A 25,154-nucleotide genomic window follows, 5' to 3' on the forward strand; every position below is an offset into this window, starting at 1 on the left:
CGACGCGATCGTCAGATACCCAGTTCCGTGCGCACCGCCTGCCAGTTGTCGCGCGTCATGAGCTTGCCGGTGGTCTGCGTGTCCGCGGCCGGCTCTTTGCCGCCGCGAATCCAGTCGATGAGGTTCTGCGCGCTTTGCTTGCCGTGGTTCGTCGAGCTGACAGCGATCGTGCCGAAGAAGCCCGTCGGTTCCTTTTTCTGGAATTCGGCGAACGCCTCACCTGCGCCGTTGATGCCGACGCCAATCACATCCGCTGAAGGAATGTGCAGCTGCTCGGTCGCACGCACGCCGCCCAGCACGCTTTCCTCGTTCAGCGCGAAAACCACCCACTTCTTGATGTTCGGATGCTTGGACAACACGGGCGATGCCGCATTGAAGCCGCCCTCGTCGTCAGTGGTTTTTTGCGGCGCGTCGAAGATGTTGTCCTTCTTGAAGCCGTTCGCGAGCAGCGTCTGCGTCGCGCCATCCGTGCGCAGCTTTGCAGTCGGCAGCTCATAGTCGGTGATGCGGATCGCACCCACTTCTTCCGGCTTCCAGCCGCGCTTCTTCATTTCATCGGAGATCGCCTGGCCGACCTGGTTGCCGATCTTGAACGCGGACATGCCCAGGTGCGGGACGTCCCCAAGCGGCTTGCCGGACGAGTCGACCAACTGGTCATCGACGGTGACGAACTTCATGCTGTAGCGCTTTGCGCGGGCCCGGATGGCCGGTCCGAGACGCACGTCGGGTGCGCAGATCACGAAGCCCTGTGCCCCTTGTGCGCCGAGGTTGTCGATCGCGGCGAGCACCTTCTCGCCGTCGGGCGTTCCGATGTTGACGACCGAGAAGTTCTCTTTCTGGCCGAGCGCCGTAGCAGCCTTCTGCTCGTTGATGAACCACGCCTGCTCGGGCATCTTGACGAGAAAGCCGATCTTGGTCGGCGAATCGGCGTGGGCCGCCATGTTCATGCCGAGCGGCGCGATGCACATTGCCGCAAACATCGCACGGAGCGTGAATCGGCGGATTTTGCTGGTCATGTTTCTAGTCTCCTCTGATGTGGTTGTTGCGAAGGGTCGAGAAAGCGTCTAGCGGCCAAAGGCCTCAACTTCAATCTGCTTGCCAAGCAGGAATGCATCGGCGACGAGGCGCAATGGCCGCACGTCCACGTCGTCGGTGCCGTGCGCGATGAGCCAGTGGAAGCGTTCATAGAGCGCCGCGTACTCGCGCTCCCGTCCGAGCTCGACAGGAACGCCCGCGATTGCGAGGTGCTTGCCGCCTTCGCTGATCGAAAGCAGGCCATCCGTCGTTTCGACATCGATTTGCCATTGCTCGACAGGGCCATGACGCCAGTCGAATTCGACACGCACGGGCACGCCGTCGGCGTCGATGCAGTCGAGTTCGGCAGCGATGGGCGTCGCGCAATCTGCCGGCACATGCAGCGTTGCGCCGCGCAGAAGTACTTCATGCGGCAGAATGCGCGTCACGATAGACAGCGCGTTGATGCCCGGATCAAACACGCCGAGGCCGCCCGGTTCCCAGATCCATTGCTGCCCCGGATGCCAGCGCCGCACATCTTCCTTCCAGCGCACGTGTACAGCGCGGATCGTGCGTTCGGCGAGCCAGTTGCGCGCGGGCTCGACAGCGCTGGCACAACGGGAATGCCAGGTGGCAAACAATGTCCGGTTCTGCTTGCGTGCAAATTCAGAAAGCGCTATGACCTCGCTCACGCTCGCACCAGGCGGCTTTTCGAGCATCACATGCTTGCCCGCTTCGAGCGCGGCGCGCGCCTGTTCATAGCGGACCTGCGGCGGCGCACACAGCGTGACAGCATCGAGGTCGGTTTCGGCGTCGAGCATTGCGCCAATGTGCGTGTAGTTGCGCACGCCGTCGACTTGCGCGTTGCGGCTCGCGGTCGCGACGAGCGCAAACCCCGGGTTGCCTGCGATCGCCGGCAGATGCTGGTCGCGTGCGATCTTGCCCACGCCGACGATGCCTAATCTGTAGGGTGCGTTCATGCTTTTTATTTGCCCCACTGCAGCACAAGCGGATTCAGACGACGCGCGATGTCAACCAGCTCGGCGCGCGTGTCCGGATGCATCGCGGGCAGTGGATGGCGCGGCAGTTCGCACGCAATCACGCCGCCCTCTTTCATCAGCGACTTGCACGCGAGCAGACCGGCCTGGCGGTTCTCGTGATTGATGAGGGGCAGCCACTTCTGATAAAGATTGAAGGCGTCGTCGATGCGGCCTTCGCGATGCGCCTCGATGATCGGGCGAATGCCGTCCGGAAACCCGCCGCCCGTCATCGAGCCCGTCGCGCCCGCGTTCAGGTCCGCCAGCAGCGTGATCCCTTCTTCGCCGTCCCACGGTCCTTCCACCGCATCGCCACCGAGCCGGATCAGCTCTCGCAGCTTGTTTGCCGCGCCCGGCGTTTCGATCTTGAAGTACGAGACCCGCTCGATCTCGCGCGCCATGCGTGCAAGGAATGCCGCCGAAAGCACAGTGCCGCTCGCGGGCGCGTCCTGAATCATGATCGGAATATCGATGGCGTCGGACACGCGCGCGTAGAACGCGAAGATCTGCGACTCGGGCACGCGAAAAGTGGCACCGTGATACGGTGGCATCAGCATGACCATTGCCGCGCCCTGCTCCTGTGCACGCCTGCTGCGCGCGGCGGCCACGTTGGTGCCGTAATGCGTGGTGGTGACGATCACAGGCACGCGGCCCGCGACGTGTTCGAGCACGGTGCGTGTGATGACTTCGCGTTCCTCGTCCGAAAGCGAGAACTGCTCGGAGAAGTTCGCGAGAATGCATAGGCCGTCCGAGCCCGCGTCGATCATGAAATCGACGGCGCGTTTCTGGCTGGCCAGATCGAGTTCGCCGGTTTCAGTGAAAGTGGTCGGCACGACGGGGAAGATGCCCCGGTAGCGGGGCGTACGGCTCATATTCATGTTGTCAGTCCTGCTTCAAAAGTTTCGTTGCCCCGCGCGATCGTTGCTCTCACCACATTCACGATTCCCAACGCGCACTGACGCGCGCGGACCGTCCTGGTCAGCACTTCACGGCGTGCGCTGCGTTTCCGGTTTGCCCGCATAGCGTCGGCGCAGGTCGAGTGGATTGGCGTCGCGCAGTGCGTCGGGCAGCAGGTTATCGGCGAGATTCTGATAGCAGACCGGGCGCAGGAAGCGCTCGATGGCCGCCGTTCCCACCGAGGTGCTGCGGCCGTCCGAGGTGGCCGGAAACGGGCCGCCGTGAACCATCGCGTCGCAGACTTCGACGCCAGTCGGGAACCCGTTCGCGAGCACACGGCCCGCCTTGCGCTCGATGAGCGGCAGCAGCGAGCGCACGAGTTCTCCGTCAGCGGGTGCTGCGTGCAGCGTGATCGTCAGCTGACCTTCAATCTTGCGCAGCACTGCGCGCAGCTCGAGCGCATCCGCACATTCCACGAGCACGCTGCTAGGCCCAAACACTTCTTCGCCGAGCGTCGGGTCCGCGAGCAGGTCCTTTGCGCTTACGCGCAACAGTGCTGCCCGCGCACGGCCGGGCGCTGCGTTACCGCGTGCGAGCGTTGTCACGCGCGGATGTCGTGTCAACCGTTCGATGCCGCGTTCGTAGTTGCGCTGGATGCCCGGCGTCAGCATCACGCCCGCGCTCGCACCGCTGAATTCCCGCGCGGCGTCGGCAGCGAAGGCGTCGAACTCAGTGCCCGCCAGCCCGAGCATCAGGCCGGGATTGGTGCAGAACTGGCCGCAGCCCAGCATCGCCGATGTGGCGAACTCGCGCGCCAGCGTCTCGCCGCGTGCGGCAAGCGCGCCGGGCAGCAGCACATTTGGATTCACGCTGCTCATTTCTGCATAAACGGGAATCGGCTCGGCGCGCGCCGCCGCGAGCTTGATTAACGCAAGACCGCCTGCGCGCGAGCCTGTGAACCCCACCGCGCGGATTGCCGGATGCTGGGCCAGCGCACTGCCCACTTCATGACCCGCGTCGAACAGCAGCGAAAACACGCCCGCAGGCAAGCCGGCTGCCGCGACCGCGTCCTGGATCGCGCGGCCCACGAGTTCCGATGTGCCGGGATGCGCGGGATGGGCCTTCACGACCACGGGACAACCGGCTGCCAGTGCCGAGGCGGTATCGCCGCCCGCAACCGAAAATGCCAGCGGAAAATTGCTCGCACCGAAGACCGCCACAGGACCGACTCCGATGCGCCAGAAGCGCAGATCGGTGCGCGGGGGCTGGCGCTCAGGCAATGCGGGTTCGATGCGCGCATCGAGTGCGTCGCCGCTGCGCACGACTTCTGCGAACATGCGCAACTGGTTCGCCGTGCGCGCGCGTTCGCCTTCGAGACGCGCACGCGGCAGACCACTTTCTGCCATCGCGCGCTCGATGAGTTGATCGCCGAGTGCTTCGATACGCGCCGCGCAATCGTCGAGGAATTGCGCGCGCTTTTCGGCGTGCAACGCGCGATAGATGTCGAACGCTTCGTCGGCAAGCTCGCAGGCTTTGTCGACGTCGGTGCTCAATGCGCTGTGGAATACAGGTTGTGCAATGGGTTCGCCCGTTGCCGCATCGAGCGCCTGGAACAGCGCGCCTTCGCCGCGCTTTGCGCGGCCCGCAATCAGCAGTTCACCCGTGAGTTGGATCGTCATGATCTGCCTTTGATGCGCGTCAGTGCGAATGGCGCGGCACGGCAGCGCCACGTTTCCCAACGAGGAAGTCGAGGTCGCAGCCTTCGTCTGCCTGCAGCACGTGATCGACATAGAGGCGCGCGTAACCGCCACCGCCCACCTGCTCGGCGGCGCCCGGTGCAGCAGCCGGATCGATGTCGGAGAGTCGGCGCTTGAGTTCTTCCTCGCTGATGTCGAGATGCAGGCGCCCCGCTTCGCAATCGAGCTCGATCCAGTCGCCGTTGCGCACGGCCGCAAGCGGGCCGCCCGCCGCCGCTTCCGGCGCGACGTGCAGCACCACCGTGCCGTACGCGGTGCCGCTCATGCGCGCGTCGGAGATGCGCACCATGTCCTTGACGCCCTGGCGCAGCAGCTTCGGCGGCAAGCCCATGTTGCCGACCTCGGCCATGCCCGGATAGCCTCGCGGTCCGCAATTCTTCATCACGAGGATCGAGTCCTTGTCGACGTCGAGCGATTCGTCTCCAATCGTTGCCTTGTAGTGATCGAAGTTTTCGAACACCACGGCACGGCCGCGATGCTTGAGCAGCTCCGGTGTCGCCGCCGACGGTTTGAGCACGGCGCCGCGCGGGGCGAGATTGCCGCGCAGGATGCAAATGCCGCCGTCCGCGATGAGCGGTTTGTCCAGCGGGCGAATCACCTCGTCGTTGTAGTTGGGCGCCTCGCGTACGTTGTCCCAGATCGACTTGCCGTTGACGGTCAGCGCGTCGGGATGCGGCAGCAGGTTCGCCTCGCCCAGGCGCCGCAGCACCGCCGGCAGGCCGCCAGCGTAATAGAACTCCTCCATCAGGAAGCGACCCGACGGTTGCAGATCGACGATGGTCGGCGTGTTGCGGCCGATGCGCATCCAGTCCTCAAGTTCGAGCGGCACGCCGACGCGTCCCGCGATCGCCTTCAGATGGATCACGGCATTGGTCGAGCCGCCGATCGCCGCATTCGTGCGGATCGCGTTCTCGAATGCCTCGCGCGTGAGGATCTTCGAGAGCTTCAGATCTTCGAGCGCCATGTGCACGATACGGAGGCCCGACATGTGCGCGAGCACGTAGCGGCGCGCGTCCACGGCCGGAATCGCCGCGTTGTGCGGCAGCGATACGCCGAGCGACTCGGCCATGCAGGCCATCGTCGAAGCCGTGCCCATCGTGTTGCACGTACCCGCCGAGCGGGACATGCCCGCTTCCGCCGACAGGAAATGGTGAAGATCGATCTCGCCCGCCTTGAGCGATTCGTGCAGTTGCCACACTGCGGTGCCCGAACCGATGTCCTTGCCTTCGAGCTTGCCGTTGAGCATCGGACCGCCCGTCACGACGATCGCGGGCACGTCGACGCTCGCCGCGCCCATCAGCAACGCGGGCGTTGTCTTGTCACAGCCGCACAGCAGCACGACAGCATCGATTGGATTGCCGCGGATCGCTTCTTCCACGTCCATTGACGCGAGATTGCGCGTGAGCATCGCTGAAGGACGCAGGTTCGATTCGCCGTTCGAGAACACGGGGAACTCGACGGGGAAACCGCCCGCTTCATAGATGCCGCGCTTGACGTGCTCCGCGAGCTTGCGGAAATGCGCATTGCAGGGCGTAAGTTCGGACCACGTGTTGCAGATGCCGATGATCGGACGGCCATCGAATTCGTGATCGGGAATGCCCTGATTCTTCATCCAGCTTCGATACATGAAGCCGTTCTTGTCAGTGGTGCCGAACCACTGCTGGGACCGCAATTTGGGTTTGGTTGCCGACATCGTCTGTCTTGTGGGAGGGTCAGATTTGCGTGCAGTGTATGAACAAAATTGATAACCTACTAATGAAAAGTTGGACGCTTCCCATATCAGTTCATATATCGGTATTAATACTTAGTCGATGCTGGATACGAACCCCTGGTACGTGCGCACACGCCTGAAAACACGGCAATTGCTGCTCGTCGTCGCGCTTGCAGAGGAAGGCAACATTCATCGCGCCGCGGCGGCGCTGAACATGACGCAGCCAGCCGCTTCCAAGTTGCTGCGTGAACTGGAAGAGATGGTTGGGGCAGTTCTGTTCGAACGCATGCCGCGCGGGGTGCGGCCAACGCTCTACGGCGATGCGCTGATCCGGCACGCACGTGTCGTGCTGGGCAGTCTCGAACAGGCCCAGGATGAACTCGCCGCTCTCAAGGCTGGACGCCTCGGTCATGTTGCGGTGGGCGCCATCACGTCGCCAGGTGTGCGTGTTCTTCCGGCGGCTGTCGCGGCTGTCAAGCGCATGCACGCGAACATACGTATTTCGGTCGAAATAGACACCAGCAATGTGCTGCTCGAGCGTCTGGGGCAAGACAAGCTCGACATAGTAATCGGGCGGCTGTCGGCCGAACACGACAAGCTTCAGTTGCGTTACGAGGCGCTCGCGGGCGAACCGGTCCGAGCCGTGGTTCGCCGAGGTCATCCGCTGCTGACCGGGGCGCCAATCGAGCTGTCCGACGTCCAGCGCAGCGCGTGGATCGTGCCACCAGCGGGCAGTGTGCTACGGCACCGTTTCGAGCTGATGTTTCAGCGTGCAAGCCTTCCTCCGCCGTCGAATGTCGTCGAAACGGCCGCTCTGCTCTTTGTCACGCGCGTGCTGGAAAAAAGCGACATGATTGCCGTGCTCGCAGAAGACGTTGCGCGCTACTACGCGGCTCACGGCATGGTTGAAATTCTGCCTCTACCGATGGAGTGCAGAATGGACGACTTCGGGCTGATCACCCACGGTGAAAAACTGCTCTCCCCCGCTGCTGCCCTGATGATCGACGCGCTGCGCGCAGCGAGCCGCGAGACGTATGACCTGCCCTATCCTGCTTGAACACGCGCGATCGATGCCTGTTCAATCAACTTGTGCAGAGAAGTGACAAGCACGCAGGGTCCACGACCGCACGCGCGATCTCCCGTTGTGGGCACGCCAATCGATTGATGACGACGTTCGGCGCATCGGCATCACGTGCGACCAGTTCCTTGAACGTCTCGTCCGGCATGACGGCATCATGCGCGCACCCCGCGCCGTTGAAGCCGATTATCCGGCCGCATCGCTCCATTGCGGCGTAGAGCCCCGCTTTGGCGCGGTCTCCCGTCCAGGTGTCCCTTCTACCAAACTTTGCTCCTCTGGCTGGCCCCATATCCCCGCCCGTTCTCGCGCGCCGACGCGTCCGTAGTTACCCGGGTCCCCGGCAAACGGGCTTGCCATTTTAGCTAGATATCTAATAGAATTTGGCAACACCTGTTGATGAAGGCGACCTCTCGCCGGGAGACAAACATGCTGACTCACGAAGAAAATGAACTGCTGTGCCGTGTTGAAGGCGATGCGCCGATGGGGCAGTTGATGCGCCGCCACTGGACCCCCGTCTGCCTGATCGAGGAAGTGAGCGAGCCGGATGGCGCGCCGGTGAAAGCGCGTGTGTTTGGCGAGGATCTGGTCGTGTTCCGCGATACCGAAGGCCGCGTTGGCGTGATGGACGAGTATTGCCCGCACCGCCGGGTGTCGCTGGTTTATGGCCGCAACGAAGACTGCGGCCTGCGCTGCCTGTACCACGGCTGGAAGTTCGACGTGCTCGGCAACGTGATCGAAATGGTGTCCGAGCCCGCCTCGAGCTGCATGACCGACAAGGTCAAGCACAAGGCCTTTCCGACTCACGAATGGGGCGGCATGGTGTGGGCATACATGGGTCCGCAGGACGCTGTACCCGAATTCGTTCCGCCCGCGTGGGCGCCAGGCGCGGACACCCTCGTGAGCATCGCAAAGGCGCTGCTGCCCTGCAACTGGGCACAGATTCTCGAAGGCGCGATCGATTCCGCGCACAGTTCGAGCCTTCATTCGTCAGACTTCGTGCCGGCGCGCGTTGGCGGCGCCGAGGCCACTTCGAAAAACTGGCTGCGTCCCTCCACCGACAAGGCGCCGCGCCTGCGGGTCGAGCGCACCGGTTACGGTTTTCGCTACGCCGCGCTGCGCCGCCCGATCTTCAACGCCAACACGCACGACTACGTGCGCTCCACGGTATTCGTTGCACCCGCAACCGTGCTGATTCCGCCGAACAATCTCTACAACGTCGCGAACATCAACGTGCCGATGGACGATACGAACACTGCGTTCTACTTCATCGCATGGGGCGATCCGGCGACCACGCCGGAAACCGAAACCTGGCGCAAATTCCTGCATCAGCAGGTCGGTGTTGATCTGGACGAACGCTACCGTCCGCTGCGCAATCACGAGAACCGCTTCTGGCAGGACCGCGCAGCGATGGCGACTGGAAACTTCACCGGCATCACGGGCTTCCCGAACCAGGACATCGCGATGTGGGTCACGATGGGCCCGATTGCGAACCGTTCGGACGAGCGTCTCGGCGCGAGCGATCTCGCCATCGTCGAATTCCGACGGCGCATGCTCGACGCGCTCGCCGAGTTCCAGCAAGGTGACGAAGCGATCGGCACGGGTGCGAAAGCGATCGCACATGACGTCTGCTCGTATCAGGCAGTCGTGCCGAAGGAGATCGACTGGCGCACCTATGAGGCCCGCTATGTCAGCGCGAAGCACGCGCTGCCCGAAGACCAGGCAGCCGTAGTCGCGACCGACTATCAGGTCTCGCAATAACGGAGGGCGCAAGGCCATGGAAGATCGCCGCTTGCGCATTGGGGTAGCAGGACTGGGGCGGGCGTTCTCGCTGATGCTGCCCACCTTCCTGCGCGACCCGAGAGTCCAGCTCGTTGCCGCGTGCGATCCGCGTGAAGGAGCGCGGCGGCAGTTCGCCGCCGACTTCGACGCGCGAACCTACGCCGACGTGTTGCAACTGGCCGACGATCCCAACGTGGAAGTCGTCTACGTGGCGAGCCCACATCAGTTCCACGCGCAGCACACGGAAATTGCCGCGGCGAAAGGCAAACACGTGCTGGTCGAAAAGCCGATGGCGCTCGACGCGGCCGACTGCGAACGCATGATCGCCGCGTGCCGCACCGCGAACGTGCATCTGATCGTCGGCCATTGCCACAGCTTCGACACGCCGTATCTGCGCGCACGCGAACTGATCCGGGAAGGGGATTTCGGCGCGGTGAAGATGATCCAGGCGGTCAACTACACCGACTACCTCTACCGGCCGCGCCGGCCCGAGGAACTGATGACGGCCGAAGGCGGCGGCGCCGTCTTCAGTCAGGCGGCTCACCAGGTCGATATCGTGCGCTTGCTCGCCGGCTCTCGCGCGGTTCGGCTACGCGCGAGCGTCGGCCGGTGGGACCCGGCACGCCCCACCGAAGGCGCGTATTCCGCGCTGCTCTGGTTCGAAAACGGAGCTTATGCATCCCTCTCCTATAACGGATACGGCCATTTCAACAGCGACGAGTGGACTGGCTGGATCGGCGAGATGGGCGACCAGACGAGCCCGGATGCGTACGGCAATGCCCGCAGGCGCCTGGCGACGCTCGCCTCGTCGAACGACGAAGCACAGCTGAAGGCTGCCGGCACGTACGGCGGATCGGCATACAAACCGCCTTGCGTCTGCGCAGACGAACCGCCGCGATTTCATCAGCATTTCGGTCCGGTCATCGTCTCGTGCGAACGCGCGGACCTGCGGCCCCTGCCCGACTCGATCGTCGTGTACGGCGACCACCGGCGCGAGACGCTGCCGCTTTCGCGCCCGGCTGTGCCGCGCGCCGAGGTCATCGACGAACTGTATAGCGCCGTTGTCGAGGGACGACCGCCTCTTCACGACGGAGAATGGGCAAAGGGCACGCTGGAAATTTGCCTCGCCATACTGAAGTCGAGCGAGGCGGGCGCAGACGTCCTGCTCTGATATCGATGTGCTGCTCCGCCAACCGGCGACAACGAAAAAGCCTTCGTACGCGAAGGCTTTTTTTACTTCTGTACGAATGTCACCGATCCACCGCTACGCGGCGCACTCGCGCGCCGGGTCGCGCTGCGCGACGTACGCCCCAAAGCGCAGCGAAAAATCGACCGCCCTCACGTGCTTCGTGAGCCCACCCACGGAAATGCGGTTCACGCCCGTCTCGGCAATCGCGCGCAGCGTTTCTGTCGTCACACCGCCCGACACCTCCAGACTGGCACGCCCCTCGTTGAGGCGCACGGCCTCGCGCATGGCATCGAGCGAGAAGTTGTCGAGCAGGATCGATCTGGCGCCCGATTCCAGCGCTCGCGCCAGCTCGTCGAGCGTTTCCACCTCGACCTGAAGCGGCACGCCAGCACCAAGTGCCTGGGCGGCGCGAATCGTCGGCGCAATGCCGCCGCCCGCTGCGATGTGGTTTTCCTTGATCAGGATGCCGTCGTAAAGTCCCCGCCGATGGTTCTCTCCGCCGCCCACGCGCACCGCGTACTTTTGCGCGAGGCGCAGTCCCGGCAGCGTTTTTCTCGTATCGAGAATGCGCGCCGCCGTGCCTTCGACAATGCACGCCATGGCGCGTGTTGCCGTGGCCACGCCCGAAAGCAGCTGCAGAAAGTTGAGCGCGGTGCGCTCGGCGATAAGCATGCTGCGCGCGGGCCCGGCGATCCTGCACACGGGCTGCCCTTCACGCATCCATTCGCCTTCGCCGACGAACCATTCGATCGTGATGCGCGGGTCCGTCTGCAGCGTTTCGTCGAACCATGGCCTGCCGCACAGGAGCGCGGCCTCGCGCACGGTGAGGACCGCCTCGGCAGAACCGGCAGGGTCGATCAGTTGTGAAGTCCAGTCGTTATCGCCGACATCTTCCGCGAGCGCTTCGCGGACGTTGCGCGTCATGGCCGCGCGGGTCATTGCATCCATTTCAGGGTCCGTATATTGAGCGGGAAAGCAGCTTGAAGCCACCTGCTGCCGCGCATGGGCGCGGCCGTCAATATTATTAGATATTTAATAAAATTGAACCCGGGGAACGACCTATGAAATCAGGAAACCGCCGGCCTCAGTTGCTTTCGTACTCCTCGCCGCGCGCCGCGATCAGGTTGCCCATTTCCCGCGTTGACGGAATGCGGCGCGCCGGGTCGCTCGACTCGGCTTCGTCGCGCGCCATGTTTTCGATAATCGTCAGCAGGACCTTGCGCGCGACGTTGATCTCGGTGGCTTTCAATCCGGCGACACTGATCTCGTTGACTTCTTCCGCAAGCGGAACAAGCTTTTTTTTCAGGCCCCGGCCGCGCGGCGTGAGATAGACGTGCGTGTTCTTGCGATTGCCGGGCGCATAGCGGCGCTCGACGTACCCGAGCTTTTCCATTGCCGACACTGCGCTGAACGTGGTGGGCGTAGTGGTGCCCGTCTCGTCGCTGAGCTCCTTCTGCGTGAGCCCATCGGTGACCCACAGCACACGCAGATACGCCCAGTGGCCGAACGAGACTTCATGCTGCGCCAGGCGCATTTGCAGACCGCGAATCATCGCGCGGCCCGCATCCTTCACCAGGTGAGCTAGACGATCATCGGGCACCGCCTCGCGCCAGTGCCGCAGGATGGGGTCCTCGCTCGCGACCCCGCCTTTTCCCGAAGTACCTGCTGCTGCCATACCTTCCTCGCTGTTATTGTGACCAGACTGGCGACAATCATAGCGCTTTAGTCGGCGCGAGAGGCACTGTTCCGCAGCGCCCCGCCGCTCAGAACGTGTGGCGAATGCCCACAGTCACGCCCGCCTGGTCCATGCCGGGAGCGATGTCCACGCCCGTGCCCCGAATGCCGACATCGGACCATGAGCGATTGGAGACATACGCGCCTTCCGCGTACACATCGGTGCGCTTCGAGAGCGAGTAATCGACCAGCAACGCCCCCATCGTCGGTCCGCCGTGCGGATTGCGAAACTGCGTGTGATAGACGCTGGCGGAAACGGAGAGCGGCGTATTCACCCGCCAGGTCACACCGCCCCAATAGAGCAGCGAACTGGGTGGCACGTCCGCGTTGCGCGTGTTCAGCCAACGCAGGCCCGCCAGCGCCCTGACCGGCCCGATGTCATACGAAAGGCCGAGCAGCGCGCGCTGCTGCGTGTTGCTCTGCGTGGCGATCGAAGTGCCCTGCAACTGGTCGTACGTCACGCCGATGCTGAACGGCCCACGGTCGTACAGCACCGCGGCGCTCATCTCGCGGCCCACTTTCGTGGCGCCGGGCACGTTCGCGCCGTTTGGAATCGTCGAGTCGAAGCCCGTGCTGTACAGCGCCGCGAACGTCACGTCGCCGAGATGCACGCCGTAGCGCGCCGAATTGTCCGCGCGGTTCACGAACTGGCTGTCCATGCTTTGCGCGGAATAGCTCGGATTGAACGTCAGCGCGTCGTACTTGTACATCAGCTCGTAGAGCAGGTTCTGGTGACGCCCGAGCGTGAGCGTGCCGTACGGTGTGGCGAGGCCAACGAACGCCTTACGGCCGAATAGCCGCCCACTCTGGCCGAGCGCTCCGGTGTTCACGTTGAATCCGCCCTCAAGTGTGAACACGGCCTTGTAGCCGCCGCCAAGATCCTCCGAACCCTTAAGCCCCCAGCGTGAGCCAGCGAGATTGCCGGACTGCTCCCGGATCGCCGAGCCCGTTTGACTGCCCTGGGCCACCCGGTTGACGTATTCGACGCCCGCATCGACGATGCCGTACAGCGTGATCGAACTTTGCGCGTGGGCTGCCGTGCAGGCGAGCGCCAGCAACCCGCCGCACGCGCGCGGGAATGTGTGTCCCTTCATGGTCATTTGTATTATGGATTCCTGATTATATTGTGTCGTTGTCCTCTTCCATGCATGCGTCGCGCAGCCGGCAACGGGCGGATACGCGACGCTACGACTGCCGCAGAAGGTCAGATCTTGAAGCTCTCCAGGCTGGCTGGGTGGAACAGCTCGGAGGGCTGAAGGCGCCGGCTCGACAAGCCCTCGGCATGGTGCTGCGCAAGGAAGCGGTCGATCACGTGCTCGTTGCTGGCGAATCCGTACGACCAGAAGTCAGAGCCCATCAAACGTCGCGCGTTGCGCAACTGGTCTTCGATGAACGGCAGTGTCACCTTGGTCGCCGAGGTGTCGCTCAAACGCGCGAGCGCCACCTGCTTCGCGTGCTCGAACGCTTTCGCGATCGCGCCGGGCAGCCACGGATGCTGCTCCGCCAGCGTCTTGCGGATGCCGAGCGTGTGCATGATCGGAAAGAGCTTCCTGCGCTCGTACCACTCGGCAGCGCGCTGTTGGGGGTCATCGAAGAGATACTTGACCTTGGGATGCCCGCGCTCGAAGCACGACGGCGCGCGCGGCCCGATCACGCCGTCGATCTCGCCGTCGGCCAGCAGGTTCGAGATCGTCTGGCCTTCGGGCGCGTTTTCCAGCACGACGCCTTCAGGCAGCTTGAGCGCGATCTTCTCCACGCGCGTCGGGTCCTCGTAGCCGCCGCGCACCCAGCGGATATCCGAAGCCTTCACGCCATATTCCTCTTCGAGAAAGAGCCGCACCCACACGTTGGCCGTGAGCTGGTATTCCGGCACGCCGATGCGTTTGCCCTTCAGGTCCTCGGGCCGGTCGATCCCACGGTCGGAACGCACGTAGATCGAGCTGTGCCGGAACGCGCGCGACGGAAACACCGGCACGGCGATGTAAGGCGAAGTGCCCGCGGCCGTCTTCACCGAATAGCTGCTGAGCGAAAGCTCGCAAATGTCGTAATCCGCGTGCCGGAACGCGCGAAAGAAAATTTCCTCCGGGTCCTGCAGCATGAACACAGGATCGACGCCGTCGATCTGGACGTCGCCGTCGATCAGCGGCCGCATCCGGTCGTAATTGCCCACGGCGATGGAAAGTTGAAGCTTGCTCATTCCTGCTCCTGTCTGACTGTCAAAGTGCAGTCCGTCACGTGCATCGTCACGCGCCGGACTGCGGCGCCTGCCGCTCGCGCGGCACGCCGAAGAAGACGGCAATGCCGCCAATGAACACGAGTGCCGCGACCAGCAGGATGCCGGCCGAGAAGCTGCCGGTCACGCTCTTCACCCAGCCAAGGACGATCGGCGCGAAGAAAGCGCCCACCTGCCCGAGACTGCTGATGACGCCGATTCCGCCCGCAGCCGCCTCGCCTTTGAGGTAGGTCGGCGGAATGGTCCAGATGATGGCGGCGGCCGCGAAATAGCTCACTGCGATGAGACTCAAGCACGCGATTGCGGCAGCCGAGTTGTGCGTGAGAATCGTGAGCAGTACCGCGCCCGTTGCGCCCGCTGTCGTCGACAACACGAAGTGCCAACGGCGCTCGAGCCGCAGGTCGGAGCTGCGCGCGATCAACAGCATGGCGACGGCGCCGACGATGTATGGCAGCGCGGACAGCAAGCCGATCTGCAACATGTTGGAAACGCCCGCCTGCTTGATGATGGTAGGTGTCCAGTAGTTGAGGATGGTCCCGCAAATGGGCACCGTGGCCCAGCCTGCGGCGATCACATACACGCGCGGATCGCGCAGCGCGACGAGCAGACGGCTCGGCGCATCGTGCGGCTTCTGCCGGTGTTCTTCCTCGAGCGCCCCGATGACGATGCGCTTTTGCTCATCCGTGAGCCACGCCGCATCCTGCGGCTTGTCCGTCAGGTAAAACCACGCGACCACGCCGGCAATCACAGCGGGCAAGCCTTCGAGAAAGAACAGCCATTGCCAGTTGCGAAAGCCCCATACGTCCATGAAGTTTTCGAGGATCAGCCCCGAAAGCGGGCCGCCAATAATGCCCGCGGCGGCAATCGCGAGCAGAAATCGCGACGTGATGCGGGCGCGGCGTTTCGAGGGATACCAGTACGAGAGATAGAGAATGATCCCCGGCCAGAAGCCCGCCTCCGCGGCGCCGAGCAGCGTTCGAGCGAGGTAGAACTGCCAGGGTGCGGTCATGAACGCCATTGCGGTGGAAATGGCGCCCCACAGCAGCATGATCCGCGTAACGGTCCGGCGAGCGCCGATGCGCCTGAGCAGCAGCGTGCTCGGAACTTCCAGCAGGATGTAGCCGATGAAGAACAGACTCACGCCGAGCCCGTACGCGGCATCGCTCAAGCCAAGGTCATGCTTCAACTGCAACTGCGCGAAGCTGACGTTGACGCGATCCAGATAGTTCAGGACCCAGCAAAAGAAAAGGAAGGTCATCAACCTTAGTGTGACCTTGCGATACGTCGCCTCGACGACCGCCGAATCGGCGACTCGAAGCGGGGGCGCATCCTCGTAGCTCAACGTTGAATCTGTCATGTCCGGGGCTCTCCTGGTTTCAGACTTTTTTGTCTACGGAAACGGACCAGCTTCCCTCCCAATGAGAGGTCCTGTGTCTGCGCTCCGCATAATTAGACGTCTAGCAATTAGGCTACGGGTCCTCGATTGCGCTGGCAAGTGGGGGTTTATACCGACCGAAAAATTGCGTTGGGTCAACTTGCGTAATTAGATATCTAGCAATAAGATACGGTCCGTGGTAGCGAAACGAATCGAGCAGAAGGAGACAGACATGACCACCCCCGAACGCGGTTTTCTGCATCTGAAGATTGCGGAAAAGGAGAAAATCGCGCGCGACATCTGGCGCTTCGAGCTAACAGACCCGCAGGACGCCCCGCTGCCGCCATTCGAAGCGGGGTCGAATTTGACCGTCGTTGTGCCTAACGGCGCGCGTCGCAGCTATTCGCTCTGCAACGACTCGCAGGAGCGAGATCGCTACGTCATTGCGGTGAAGCGGGACAGCCACGGACGAGGCGGGTCCATAAGCCTCGTCGACGAAACCTCCGCAGGGGACGTGATCGAGGTCTCGCTGCCGCGAAACGAATTCCCGCTCGACGAGCGGGCGAAATCGTTCATTCTTGTCGCGGGAGGCATCGGCATTACGCCCATGCTGTCGATGGCGCGCCAGCTCCGGGCGGAAGGCCTGAGACAGTTCAAGCTGTATTACCTGGCCCGCGATCCGGAGGGCACCGCGTTTCTTGACGAACTCAGCAACAATGAGTGGCGCCCGGCGGTAACGATTCACCATGACTTCGGCGACCCGGTGAAGTCGTTCGACTTCTGGAGTGTGTTCGAGCGGCCAAAAGCGGCGCACGTCTACTGCTGCGGGCCGCAGGCGCTGATGGACACCGTGCGCGACATGACGGGCCATTGGCCGTCCGGCACCGTGCACTTCGAGAGCTTCGGCGCGAGCAGCGCGAACGCACGGGAAAGTACGCCATTTACGGTTCGGCTCAAGCGCAGCGGCACGTCTTTGGAGATCCCCGCCGACCGCTCGATCCTCGATGTGCTGCGCGCCACGAACGTGCGGGTGCCAAGCTCGTGCGAAAGCGGCACCTGTGGGTCATGCCGCACGGGACTGTGCTCGGGAGAAGCCGATCATCGGGATCTCGTACTGCGCGATGACGAAAAGGAAACACAGATCATGGTCTGTGTTTCGCGCGCTAAATCTGCGGAGTTAGTGCTGGATCTCTGAGCACGCATCGTCGGAGTTACGTACGCCTCCGCACAGTTCGTGCGCTCACGTCGAACCTGCTCGCAGGTTGGACGATGCCCAGGGGTGTGCCATGTCTCCCACGGTGGTGGAGGGCTGTTACTGAACCTCACCGCTCTCGGCCCACAAGTTCCGCGAACCAGCGTGCCTCTCATCTCCTCGCACCTGAACACGCGATGACAGTCAGTAACGACAGCACGCTCTGAGCCAGGAAAAGATTCCTGACATTAGTTAAATGAGGGGCGATCGCGGCTAGCGCGACGCGACGCTCACCCCATCGGCTTCACGCCGATCAACCACCCGTGAAGGAAGAACGCGAACACGACCCACGCGACGACGCCGACCACGACGGGAATCACATCGCGCGAGAAGCTCCCGTTCGGATAGACGATGCCTTCGACGCGATCCCGCCTTCGCGCGGCGGCGACATCGGCGAGCGCCCAGACGAGAAACGCGCCGAACAGGATGACCGCGTTCAGCGTCCCGTTCGCCAGCAGATGTGCGAAGGCCCACAGCGCGACGCTGATCGTCATCGGATGCTTGACCAGCGCCTTGAAGTGATTGCCCGGCACGTACGCGGCCGGAAAGAGGATGAACGCGACGAGCGTGAGGATGCCTGCGAGATGCGGCGCCCACGCGGGCGCCGACCAGAGCATGACGGGCTCGCGCCGCGCGAGCCCATATCCCCAGACGATCAGCACGAGTCCGATGATGGACACGATGGAATACGCGCCTTTCCACGGCTTCTCGCCCATTTGCGCGATCCGCGCCTTGCGCCAGTCGTCCGCGAAGATGCGGACGGAATGCGCACCCAGGAACAACAGCAACCCCAATATCAATGCGAACATGGCGGGCTCCTCGCGTCGGATGTCGACAGGTTGCCGCGATTGTCCCCCATGATGTCGGCCGTGCCAATACGGGCGCCGATTGAAAGCGGGGTGCTCGTGCGCATGCAACGGATGTGCGTCGGCGACCAGCGGCAAACCGAGCGGGCCGCTCACGCCCCTTGCGTGCGCATCGCCCGATACTCCCGCCTGACGATGTCCATCAGCTCGGCAACCGACGTGCTAACCGTCTCGCGCTGATACGTCACGCGGCCGCGTTGCATCAGCATCACGCGATCGGCGATGTCGAGCGTCTGCGCGTAGTTGTGCATAATCATGATGATCGACAGGCCGCCCTTCGCCTTCAACCGCAAGATCAGATCGATGATGAGCCCCGCTTCGCGCGCGCCCATCGCCGCGAGCGGTTCGTCGAGCAGCAGGATCTTCGCGTTCGAATTGACCGCGCGCGCCACCGCGATGGCCTGCCGTTGTCCGCCCGAAAGCTGCTCGACAGCGAGGTCCACCGACGGCACATGCACGCCGATTTCTTCGAGACATTCCGCAGCGCGCTCACGCATCGCGCGGTGATTCAACAAGCGAAATGGCCCGGGCCGGAGAATCTCCCGGTTCAGAAACATGTTGTGATAGATGCTCAGCGAGTTCGCGAGCGCGAGATCCTGATACACGCATTCAATGCCGAGCGAACGCGCGTGATCGACGGAACGCAGCATCGTCTCCTGGCCGCCGAGAAACAGCTTGCCGCTCGTCTGCTGATGAAAGCCGGTGAGGATCTTGATGAGCGTCGATTTGCCCGCGCCGTTGTCGCCCAGAATGCCAAGGATTTCCCCTTGCCTGAGCGTCAACGACACGCCATCGAGCGCAGTCACGGCGCCGAAGCGCTTGACGATGTCTTCTCCGCGCAGCGCTTCTTCCGGCGACGAAGACATCACAGCTCTCCTTTGCGCGCGAGACGTACGACGTGGATGTTGAAGATCATCGCCGCGAGGATCGCCGCGCCGAGAATCATGTTGAACGTGAACGCGTTGATGCCGATCAGCGTGAAGCCGTCGCTCAGAATGCCGAGCACGGCCGCCCCGATCAGCCCGCCGATGATCGTACCCGACCCGCCTGCGAGCGGCGTGCCGCCGATCACGGCAGCGGCGACGGCAAGGAACATGATCTGGTTGCCGCCCGCTTGCGGATCGATCGACGAAATGCGGAAGCATTCGAGCGTGCCCGTCAATCCCGCGAGCACCGCGGCAAGCACGAAGTTGCCGAGCTTCAGGCGCCTGACATGAATACCCGCCTCGCTCGCCCCGAGCAGATTCGCCCCGGACGCGATCGTATGCAGGCCCCAGCGCGTGTGACGCAGCAACACGTGCATGATCACCGCGAGCGCGATCGCCCAGATGATCTCGCTGTAGCCCCACGCGCCCATGAACTCGGCAAAGAGACCGTCCTCGGGCGGCGAAACGGGCGTGCCTCTCGATATCGTCAGCGTGAAGCCGTTGACGAAGAAGAGCGTGCCGAGCGTCGTGACGAACGACGGAATCCGCAGATAGACCGTGACCGCGCCGTTGACGAACCCGACGAAGCCCGCCGCGACCAGCCCCGCGATCACCGAGAGCCATGCCGGCAAGCCCGCCTCGTGCGTGAAATGCATGATGAAAGGCGCGAACGCGAACACCATGCCGGCGGAAAGATCGATCTCTCCGCCGATCATCAACATGATTTCGCCGAACGCGATGATGGCGACGGGAGCAATGAATTGCGACAGGTTCTGCAAGCTCGCCGACGTCAGCAGAAAGTCGTGATTGGCCGTCTCGAAGTACGCGCACAGAATGACGGCGACCGCGAGGATGCGAAGCTCGCTCGAACGCAGGAACGACCGCGACGAGCGTCGCGGCCGTTGCGCTTTCTTGATGTCCGCTACAGGAGACGTCACCCTTTGATCGCTCCCGTGTGCGGAACGATTTGCGGCTTCGTGCTCTTGCCTTCGTAGCGTGTCGACGTGTTGAGGTAAGGATCGACGGAGGCCTTCGTCACGAACTTCAAACCGGTGTTGACGTTGGCCGGACCGACGAGCCCGCCCGATGCGAGGTACACGAACGCCTCGACCACGGTATAGAAGCCTTGCACGTAAGGCTGCTGATCGATCGTGAAGTCGAGGAAACCATCGTGGATCAGCTGCACGGTGCGCGGCAGCAGGTCGAAGCCGCCGCCGTGCACGCCCTTCGCCGGCAGGTTGTTCTCTTTCATCACTTCGGCGACGCCCTGCGTGCTGCCCGCATCGACTGCGAACATGCCTTTCAGGTCCTGGTGGCCCAGATAGAACGACTTGATCTTCGAAAGCTCTTCGTTGACGGTCGCGCCCGTCGCGATAGTTTGCACGTCGATCTTCTTGCCCGACTTCTTGATCGCGGCCACTGCCCCGTCCAGGCGCGGCTGAATGTTCAACTGGCCGGGCGTCGCGATGAAGAGCCCGACCAGACCGCTGTCGATCAGGCTCGCGATGCGTTCGCCCATCTGATAGCCGGACAGATACAGGTCCTGGCCGATGTACGACAGACGCGGATTCGACGAACCCTGGGGCGCGTCGGCGTTATACGCGAACACGGGAATGCCCGCGTCGAGCGCCGCCTGAATGGGCTTGTCGAAAGCCTTCGGATCGACGATCGGCACGGCAATCGCGTCGGCCTTCCCGGCGATCGCCGCGTTGACGGCATTCACCATCTCGGCGATGTCGGCGTTGGCCGAGCCCGTCCACTGGTAGTCCATGCCGAGCAAAGCGGTGGAGTCCTGAATGCCGTACTGTGTCGGGACAAAGAATGGGTTCGTCGTCACGTGATTGACGAATACGATCTTCCAGCGCTTGTGGGCCGGAAACGGCCCCGCGTCGGCAGCCTGTGCCGGCGTGATCGCACCGCCGAGCAATGCCAACGCCGCGCCGAGACCGGCGCCTTGCAACATTCCACGACGCATGCTCTGGACTTCGTCCTTGGGTTCCTGCTTACCGGCCATGTCATCCTCCAGTCTTTGAGTTATTGAATAACTTGCTGTGCATGACGGCGCAGGCGAGGGAAGCGCCGGTGCCGGAAGACACCACACTTCACGAACCCCGTGTGCATGCGTGTGCCCCTGACGACCCTGCCAAAAATCCTATATCACGTACTTTTGCCGATTAATCAACGTATACCCTAAAGTAGTCGGACTATTTAAAGGCGCCCTATAGAGTGGCGCTCCGAAGGCCATTTAAGGTGCCGCTTCACAACGACGAAAAGACCGCCTAGCGGTCTTTTCAAAGTGTGTCGTGCCAGATAGTGGGCCGGGAGCCAATGCAGTCGAGTTATGCAGTGAAGTCGTCTCGCCGATACGCGCGGCCTCGCGTTGTAGGCTTTTAGTATGACTTGCGACCCGCGCGGATCACGCCCGAATCTTTCCGCCGAGTTCGTCGTCGATAAACGCGCGGACGATATCCTTGAACGACGCATCGCCGGTAAAGCCGAGCTGCTGCGCGCGCGACGTGTCCCACTGCGCGGGCCAGCTGCCGACGATCTTCTCGACGTGCTCATCCGCCTTCCATTCGATCCGGGCCGCGACGGCATCGCCTGCCACTTCGCGCAGCGCCGCGATGATCTCGTCGACGCTCACCGACACGCCCGGCAGATTCACCGCGCGCCGGTTGCCGAACGCGGCCCCATCGATCTCGCATCCGGCCACGAGGCATTCGATCGCCTTGCGCGGCGACAGCAGCCACAGACGCGTCGCACCGTTCACGGGGCACACGGCCTTTTCGCCCGTCAGCGGCTCGCGGATGATGCCGCTCGCAAACGATGACGCCGCCGCATTCGGCTTGCCCGGCCGCACGCTGATGGTCGGCAGGCGCAGCACGCGGCCATCGACGAAGCCGCGCCGCGAATAGTCGTTCAGCAGCAGCTCGGCGCCCGCCTTCTGCGCGCCATACGACGACTGCGGGTTCAGCGCGGTATCGTCGAGCACGACCTCGGGCAGGTCGCCGCCATAGACGGCAACCGAACTCGTGAACACGACACGCGGCTTGTGCCCGCGCATCCGGCACACGTCGAGCAGCAGCCGCGACGCATCCAGATTGATGCGCATGCCCAGATCGAAATCGCTTTCGGCCTGGCCGCTGACGATGGCGGCGAGATGGAATATCGCCAAAGTCTTCTCGTCGATCAGCCGTTCGAGCACGCTGCGCTCGGCAATATCGCCGGTTTCGATCCGCACGCGCGTGTCGTCCGGGCCCGGCGCGGCCACGACGTCGAGCAACACCAGTTCGGTGATCGGCTGGCGCCGTCCGTCCGCGCCCTTCAGCTCGCCGCGCGCGAGCAGTTCGCGCGCGAGTCGCTGCCCGAGAAAACCCGCGCCGCCTGTGATCAGTACTTTCATGTGCCGTCGTTCCTCAATATGTGGGTCTGTCGTACGCGCTTGCGGATCGGCCTAGCCGCGTGCCTTCATATACGGCCTGATCCATCCGAGGCCCGCCGACGTACCCGCGCGCGGCCGGTACTCGCAGCCGATCCAGCCGTCGTAGCCGAGTTCGTCGATCAGCGAGAACAGATACGGATAGTTCACTTCGCCGATATCCGGTTCGTGTCGCTCGGGCACGCCCGCAATCTGGATGTGGCCGATGCCCGCCATGTCGCGTTTGAGCTTTACAGCGAGGTCGCCTTCGACGATCTGGCAGTGGTAAAGATCGAATTGCACGTTCAGGTTTGCCGCGCCGATTTCCGCGCAGATCGCCTGCGCGTCGTCCTGGCGATTCAGAAAGAAGCCGGGAATGTCGCGCGTGTTGATCGGCTCGATGACGACGGTGATGCCGTCCGACTGCGCGGTCTTCGCGGCATACGCGAGATTCTTCAGGTACACGTCGCGATGCGCGGCGCGCGACTGTTCCGGCCTGATCAGACCGGCCATCACGTGCAGCTTGTCGTTGCCGAGCACGCGCGCATACTCCAGCGCGGTATCGACGCCGCGGCGGAACTCGTCTTCGCGGCCCGGCAACGACGCGATGCCGCGCTCGCCCGCCGCCCAGTCGCCGGGCGGCGCGTTGAAGAGCGCCTGCGTGAGGCCGTGCTCGTCGAGACGCGCTTTCAGATCGGCGGCGGCGTATTCATAAGGGAACAGAAACTCGACGGCCTCGAAGCCGTCGCGCGCGGCAGCGGCGAAACGATCGAGGAACGCGTGTTCGTTGTACATCATCGTCAGATTGGCGGCGAAGCGAGGCATCGAAGCAACTCCTGTAGCTATCTCTATCGAACGTTAGCCGGATACGCGATACATCCGGCCTTCACGCAATGCGCGCGCCGCGTTACCAGCGCGCGCCGAATACGTCGCGCAATTCTCTCAGCGCGGCGTCGTCGAGCGGCGCGGGGCGCGGGTTCGTCATCAGCCACAGACGCGCCGTCTCTTCCAGCTCTTCGAGCGCGTACGAAGCCTGCGATACCGAGCGCTCCCACACGACAGGCCCGAGCCGCTCGAGCAGCACGCCGCGCACGCTGTCTGCAAGCGCCGCGATCTGCTGCGCGACCTGCGGATCGCCGGGCCGTTTGTATCGAATCAACGGAATGTGGCCGACCTTCATCACATAGTACGGCGTGATCGGCGGCAGCACGTCGGCGTCGCTCCATACGCCCGCGAGCGTCAGCGCGACGAGATGCGTCGAATGCGTGTGGACGATGCCGCGCGCGTCGCAATTGCGCTCGTAGACGCCGCGATGCAGCGCGAGCGTCTTCGACGGCTTGCCGCCCGATACCGCGTTGCCCGCAAGATCGACCTTCGCGATCTGCGCGGGATCGAGCCGTCCGAGACAGGCGTCCGTCGGCGTGATCAGCCAGCCATCGTCGAGGCGCGCGCTGATATTGCCCGCGCTGCCGACCGTGTAACCCCGCGCGTACAGGCTCGCGCCCGTCACGCAGATCTCTTCGCGGATTTTCGCTTCGTCGCCGATATGAACGGCAGGCGTCATCGCGCGCCTCCATTGAGTTGACGCAGCGCCTTCGCGAAGAAATCGACGGCGCCGAAGTTGCCGGACTTGAGCGCAAGCGCGAGCGGCGCCGCGCCGATGCTCGCCGTCGCCGGCACGCCCGGATCGATCTGCCTGCCGATGCGCAGCATCTCGACGCCGAGCGCCTGCACGACGGCCCCCGAGGTCTCGCCGCCCGCGACGACGAACTTGCGCACGCCGATATCATGCAGGCCGCGCGCGATCGAAGCCAGCGTACGTTCGACGAGATGCCCCGCTTCCGCCACACCGAGTTCGCGCTGCGTGGCCTTCACTTCTTCGGGCGTTGCCGTCGCGTAGATCAGCACGGGCTGCGGCTTCGCAGCGGTCATATGCTCGCGCGCGAAGTCCAGCGCCTGTTCGACGACAGGCTCGCCGCGCGCCGCCGCGAGCGGATCGATGCGGAATGCGGGGCGCGTCTCGCGCCACGCGGCCACCTGCGCGTTCGTCGCCTTCGATGCGCTGCCCGCCAGCACCGCCGACGCGCCTTCGACGCTCGGCAACTCGCCCGCATCGGCGACGTCATTGAGCAAGCCCGCGCGGCGGAAATTCGCGGGCAAACCAAGCGCGACGCCCGAGCCGCCCGTGATCAGCAGCAGGTCCGCGCACGCTTCGCCGAGCGTGTAGAGATCGGCATCCGAAATGGCATCGGCGATGGCCATGCGCACGCCGTCGCGCTTCAACGCATCGATCGAAGTGCGGACGGCATCGGCGCCTTGCGCAACGGCGTCATGGCGCACGAGCCCGACCTTCGATTGCGTCTGCCGCTGCAGCACGCGCACGAGGTTCGCGTCCGTCATCGGCGTGAGCGGATGATGCTCCATGCCCGACTCGTTCAGCAGCACGTCGCCGACGAACAGATGCCCGCGATACACCGTGCGGCCGTTCTCCGGAAACGCCGGGCACGCGATCGTGAACGGCGTATCGGCGCGCGAAGCATGCAGCGCATCGAGCAACGCATCGGCAACGGGTCCGATGTTGCCCGCATCGGTCGAATCGAACGTCGAGCAGTACTTGAAGAAGAACTGGCGGCAGCCTTGCGCACGCAGCCACTCGAACGCGGCCAGCGATTGCGCGACGGCATCGGCGGCGGGTATCGTGCGCGATTTCAGCGCGACCACCAGCGCGTCGGCTTCGATGCGCGTGTCGGCGGCAGGCACGCCGATGGTCTGAACAGTGCGCATGCCGCCGCGCACCAGCATGTTCGCGAGATCGGTCGCGCCCGTGAAGTCGTCGGCGATGCAGCCGAGCAGCGGCTTGTTGGCAGGGGTCGTCATGTCGTTCGGCT

General features: G+C 63.6%; 22 protein-coding genes. 4 read left to right on the forward strand and 18 right to left on the reverse strand.

The window, feature by feature from the left end; all coding sequences use genetic code 11:
* Positions 1–11: 11 nt before the first annotated feature.
* The 5 genes from GCT13_RS12685 to GCT13_RS12705 all read right to left on the reverse strand — a co-directional run bounded on the left by GCT13_RS12685 (position 12) and on the right by GCT13_RS12705 (position 6,398).
* Positions 12–1,016: an arabinose ABC transporter substrate-binding protein gene (locus tag GCT13_RS12685; RefSeq protein ID WP_152758389.1), complete on the reverse strand. Its 1,005-nt coding sequence runs from the start codon at positions 1,014–1,016 to the stop codon at positions 12–14.
* 48 nt (positions 1,017–1,064) lie between these two features.
* Positions 1,065–1,994 (reverse strand): Gfo/Idh/MocA family protein, encoded by a 930-nt coding sequence (locus tag GCT13_RS12690; RefSeq protein ID WP_152758391.1) that lies wholly within the window; start codon positions 1,992–1,994, stop codon positions 1,065–1,067.
* Positions 1,995–1,999: 5 nt separating this feature from the next.
* The gene (locus tag GCT13_RS12695) at positions 2,000–2,929 is read right to left on the reverse strand and encodes a dihydrodipicolinate synthase family protein (protein ID WP_152758393.1); all 930 of its coding nucleotides are present in this window, start codon (positions 2,927–2,929) and stop codon (positions 2,000–2,002) included.
* Positions 2,930–3,037: 108 nt separating this feature from the next.
* Complete coding sequence (locus tag GCT13_RS12700) at positions 3,038–4,621, reverse strand: aldehyde dehydrogenase (NADP(+)) (RefSeq protein WP_321574318.1); 1,584 nt, start codon at positions 4,619–4,621, stop codon at positions 3,038–3,040.
* A gap of 25 nt (positions 4,622–4,646) precedes the next feature.
* On the reverse strand, positions 4,647–6,398 hold the full coding sequence (locus tag GCT13_RS12705; protein ID WP_152758397.1) for an IlvD/Edd family dehydratase: 1,752 nt from the start codon (positions 6,396–6,398) through the stop codon (positions 4,647–4,649).
* 118 nt (positions 6,399–6,516) lie between these two features.
* Between GCT13_RS12705 and GCT13_RS12710 the strand changes: the two genes are divergently transcribed.
* The 3 genes from GCT13_RS12710 (at position 6,517) to GCT13_RS12720 (ending at position 10,444) form a co-directional block, all read left to right on the forward strand.
* Positions 6,517–7,473: a LysR substrate-binding domain-containing protein gene (locus GCT13_RS12710; RefSeq protein WP_152758399.1), complete on the forward strand. Its 957-nt coding sequence runs from the start codon at positions 6,517–6,519 to the stop codon at positions 7,471–7,473.
* 447 nt (positions 7,474–7,920) lie between these two features.
* Entirely contained in the window at positions 7,921–9,252 is a 1,332-nt protein-coding gene (locus tag GCT13_RS12715) for a Rieske 2Fe-2S domain-containing protein (RefSeq protein WP_152758401.1), read from the forward strand.
* A gap of 16 nt (positions 9,253–9,268) precedes the next feature.
* On the forward strand, positions 9,269–10,444 hold the full coding sequence (locus GCT13_RS12720) for a Gfo/Idh/MocA family protein (protein WP_152758404.1): 1,176 nt from the start codon (positions 9,269–9,271) through the stop codon (positions 10,442–10,444).
* 93 nt (positions 10,445–10,537) lie between these two features.
* Here the strand turns inward: GCT13_RS12720 and nadC are convergent, their stop codons facing one another.
* From nadC to GCT13_RS12745, 5 genes are all read right to left on the reverse strand, one after another.
* Entirely contained in the window at positions 10,538–11,410 is an 873-nt protein-coding gene (nadC, locus tag GCT13_RS12725; protein WP_152758406.1) for a carboxylating nicotinate-nucleotide diphosphorylase, read from the reverse strand.
* Between the two features lie 136 nt (positions 11,411–11,546).
* Positions 11,547–12,137 carry a MarR family winged helix-turn-helix transcriptional regulator gene (locus tag GCT13_RS12730; RefSeq protein WP_152758408.1) on the reverse strand — a complete coding sequence of 197 codons (591 nt, stop codon included), beginning with the start codon at positions 12,135–12,137 and terminating at the stop codon, positions 11,547–11,549.
* A gap of 88 nt (positions 12,138–12,225) precedes the next feature.
* Entirely contained in the window at positions 12,226–13,296 is a 1,071-nt protein-coding gene (locus GCT13_RS12735; protein ID WP_152758410.1) for a porin, read from the reverse strand.
* 104 nt (positions 13,297–13,400) lie between these two features.
* Positions 13,401–14,393, reverse strand: coding sequence for an ABC transporter substrate-binding protein (locus GCT13_RS12740; protein ID WP_152758412.1), 993 nt, complete (start codon positions 14,391–14,393; stop codon positions 13,401–13,403).
* Between the two features lie 46 nt (positions 14,394–14,439).
* The gene (locus GCT13_RS12745) at positions 14,440–15,786 is read right to left on the reverse strand and encodes an MFS transporter (RefSeq protein WP_152758414.1); all 1,347 of its coding nucleotides are present in this window, start codon (positions 15,784–15,786) and stop codon (positions 14,440–14,442) included.
* 250 nt (positions 15,787–16,036) lie between these two features.
* On the opposite strand from GCT13_RS12745, the gene GCT13_RS12750 reads away from it, so the two are divergent.
* Positions 16,037–16,999, forward strand: coding sequence for a PDR/VanB family oxidoreductase (locus tag GCT13_RS12750; protein WP_152758416.1), 963 nt, complete (start codon positions 16,037–16,039; stop codon positions 16,997–16,999).
* 287 nt (positions 17,000–17,286) lie between these two features.
* Here GCT13_RS12750 and GCT13_RS12755 read toward each other — a convergent pair whose 3' ends face one another.
* From GCT13_RS12755 to otnK, 8 genes are all read right to left on the reverse strand, one after another.
* Positions 17,287–17,865 (reverse strand): NnrU family protein, encoded by a 579-nt coding sequence (locus tag GCT13_RS12755; protein ID WP_152758418.1) that lies wholly within the window; start codon positions 17,863–17,865, stop codon positions 17,287–17,289.
* A 149-nt stretch (positions 17,866–18,014) separates the two neighbouring features.
* Positions 18,015–18,788 (reverse strand): ATP-binding cassette domain-containing protein, encoded by a 774-nt coding sequence (locus tag GCT13_RS12760; RefSeq protein WP_152758420.1) that lies wholly within the window; start codon positions 18,786–18,788, stop codon positions 18,015–18,017.
* A complete protein-coding gene (locus GCT13_RS12765; RefSeq protein ID WP_321574316.1) occupies positions 18,788–19,786 on the reverse strand; it encodes an ABC transporter permease in 999 nt (332 codons plus the stop codon). Before GCT13_RS12765 ends, GCT13_RS12760 begins: the two co-directional genes overlap by 1 nt.
* Positions 19,783–20,862 carry a sugar ABC transporter substrate-binding protein gene (locus tag GCT13_RS12770; protein ID WP_152758422.1) on the reverse strand — a complete coding sequence of 360 codons (1,080 nt, stop codon included), beginning with the start codon at positions 20,860–20,862 and terminating at the stop codon, positions 19,783–19,785. The genes GCT13_RS12765 and GCT13_RS12770 overlap by 4 nt, the downstream gene beginning before the upstream one ends.
* 402 nt (positions 20,863–21,264) lie before the next feature.
* Positions 21,265–22,251: a D-erythronate dehydrogenase gene (denD, locus tag GCT13_RS12775; RefSeq protein WP_152758424.1), complete on the reverse strand. Its 987-nt coding sequence runs from the start codon at positions 22,249–22,251 to the stop codon at positions 21,265–21,267.
* A 51-nt stretch (positions 22,252–22,302) separates the two neighbouring features.
* On the reverse strand, positions 22,303–23,091 hold the full coding sequence (gene otnI, locus GCT13_RS12780; RefSeq protein ID WP_152758426.1) for a 2-oxo-tetronate isomerase: 789 nt from the start codon (positions 23,089–23,091) through the stop codon (positions 22,303–22,305).
* Positions 23,092–23,173: 82 nt separating this feature from the next.
* On the reverse strand, positions 23,174–23,830 hold the full coding sequence (otnC, locus tag GCT13_RS12785) for a 3-oxo-tetronate 4-phosphate decarboxylase (protein ID WP_152758428.1): 657 nt from the start codon (positions 23,828–23,830) through the stop codon (positions 23,174–23,176).
* Positions 23,827–25,143 (reverse strand): 3-oxo-tetronate kinase, encoded by a 1,317-nt coding sequence (gene otnK, locus GCT13_RS12790; RefSeq protein ID WP_152758430.1) that lies wholly within the window; start codon positions 25,141–25,143, stop codon positions 23,827–23,829. Before otnK ends, otnC begins: the two co-directional genes overlap by 4 nt.
* Between the last annotated feature and the right edge of the window lie 11 nt (positions 25,144–25,154).

The organism is Paraburkholderia franconis (genome assembly GCF_009362735.1).
GTDB lineage: Bacteria > Pseudomonadota > Gammaproteobacteria > Burkholderiales > Burkholderiaceae > Paraburkholderia > Paraburkholderia franconis.

Excerpts from the sequence above, each read along its gene's own strand:
- otnI (WP_152758426.1), bottom strand. The coding sequence starts at position 23,091 with ATGCCTCGCTTCGCCGCCAATCTGACGATGATGTACAACGAACACGCG.
- GCT13_RS12730 (WP_152758408.1), bottom strand. The coding sequence starts at position 12,137 with ATGGCAGCAGCAGGTACTTCGGGAAAAGGCGGGGTCGCGAGCGAGGAC.
- GCT13_RS12720 (WP_152758404.1), top strand. The coding sequence starts at position 9,269 with ATGGAAGATCGCCGCTTGCGCATTGGGGTAGCAGGACTGGGGCGGGCG.
- nadC (WP_152758406.1), bottom strand. The coding sequence starts at position 11,410 with ATGGATGCAATGACCCGCGCGGCCATGACGCGCAACGTCCGCGAAGCG.
- GCT13_RS12710 (WP_152758399.1), top strand. The coding sequence starts at position 6,517 with ATGCTGGATACGAACCCCTGGTACGTGCGCACACGCCTGAAAACACGG.
- GCT13_RS12685 (WP_152758389.1), bottom strand. The coding sequence starts at position 1,016 with ATGACCAGCAAAATCCGCCGATTCACGCTCCGTGCGATGTTTGCGGCA.
- GCT13_RS12750 (WP_152758416.1), top strand. The coding sequence starts at position 16,037 with ATGACCACCCCCGAACGCGGTTTTCTGCATCTGAAGATTGCGGAAAAG.
- otnC (WP_152758428.1), bottom strand. The coding sequence starts at position 23,830 with ATGACGCCTGCCGTTCATATCGGCGACGAAGCGAAAATCCGCGAAGAG.
- denD (WP_152758424.1), bottom strand. The coding sequence starts at position 22,251 with ATGAAAGTACTGATCACAGGCGGCGCGGGTTTTCTCGGGCAGCGACTC.
- GCT13_RS12705 (WP_152758397.1), bottom strand. The coding sequence starts at position 6,398 with ATGTCGGCAACCAAACCCAAATTGCGGTCCCAGCAGTGGTTCGGCACC.
- GCT13_RS12735 (WP_152758410.1), bottom strand. The coding sequence starts at position 13,296 with ATGACCATGAAGGGACACACATTCCCGCGCGCGTGCGGCGGGTTGCTG.
- otnK (WP_152758430.1), bottom strand. The coding sequence starts at position 25,143 with ATGACGACCCCTGCCAACAAGCCGCTGCTCGGCTGCATCGCCGACGAC.
- GCT13_RS12770 (WP_152758422.1), bottom strand. The coding sequence starts at position 20,862 with ATGGCCGGTAAGCAGGAACCCAAGGACGAAGTCCAGAGCATGCGTCGT.
- GCT13_RS12740 (WP_152758412.1), bottom strand. The coding sequence starts at position 14,393 with ATGAGCAAGCTTCAACTTTCCATCGCCGTGGGCAATTACGACCGGATG.
- GCT13_RS12690 (WP_152758391.1), bottom strand. The coding sequence starts at position 1,994 with ATGAACGCACCCTACAGATTAGGCATCGTCGGCGTGGGCAAGATCGCA.
- GCT13_RS12695 (WP_152758393.1), bottom strand. The coding sequence starts at position 2,929 with ATGAATATGAGCCGTACGCCCCGCTACCGGGGCATCTTCCCCGTCGTG.
- GCT13_RS12715 (WP_152758401.1), top strand. The coding sequence starts at position 7,921 with ATGCTGACTCACGAAGAAAATGAACTGCTGTGCCGTGTTGAAGGCGAT.
- GCT13_RS12745 (WP_152758414.1), bottom strand. The coding sequence starts at position 15,786 with ATGACAGATTCAACGTTGAGCTACGAGGATGCGCCCCCGCTTCGAGTC.
- GCT13_RS12755 (WP_152758418.1), bottom strand. The coding sequence starts at position 17,865 with ATGTTCGCATTGATATTGGGGTTGCTGTTGTTCCTGGGTGCGCATTCC.
- GCT13_RS12760 (WP_152758420.1), bottom strand. The coding sequence starts at position 18,788 with ATGTCTTCGTCGCCGGAAGAAGCGCTGCGCGGAGAAGACATCGTCAAG.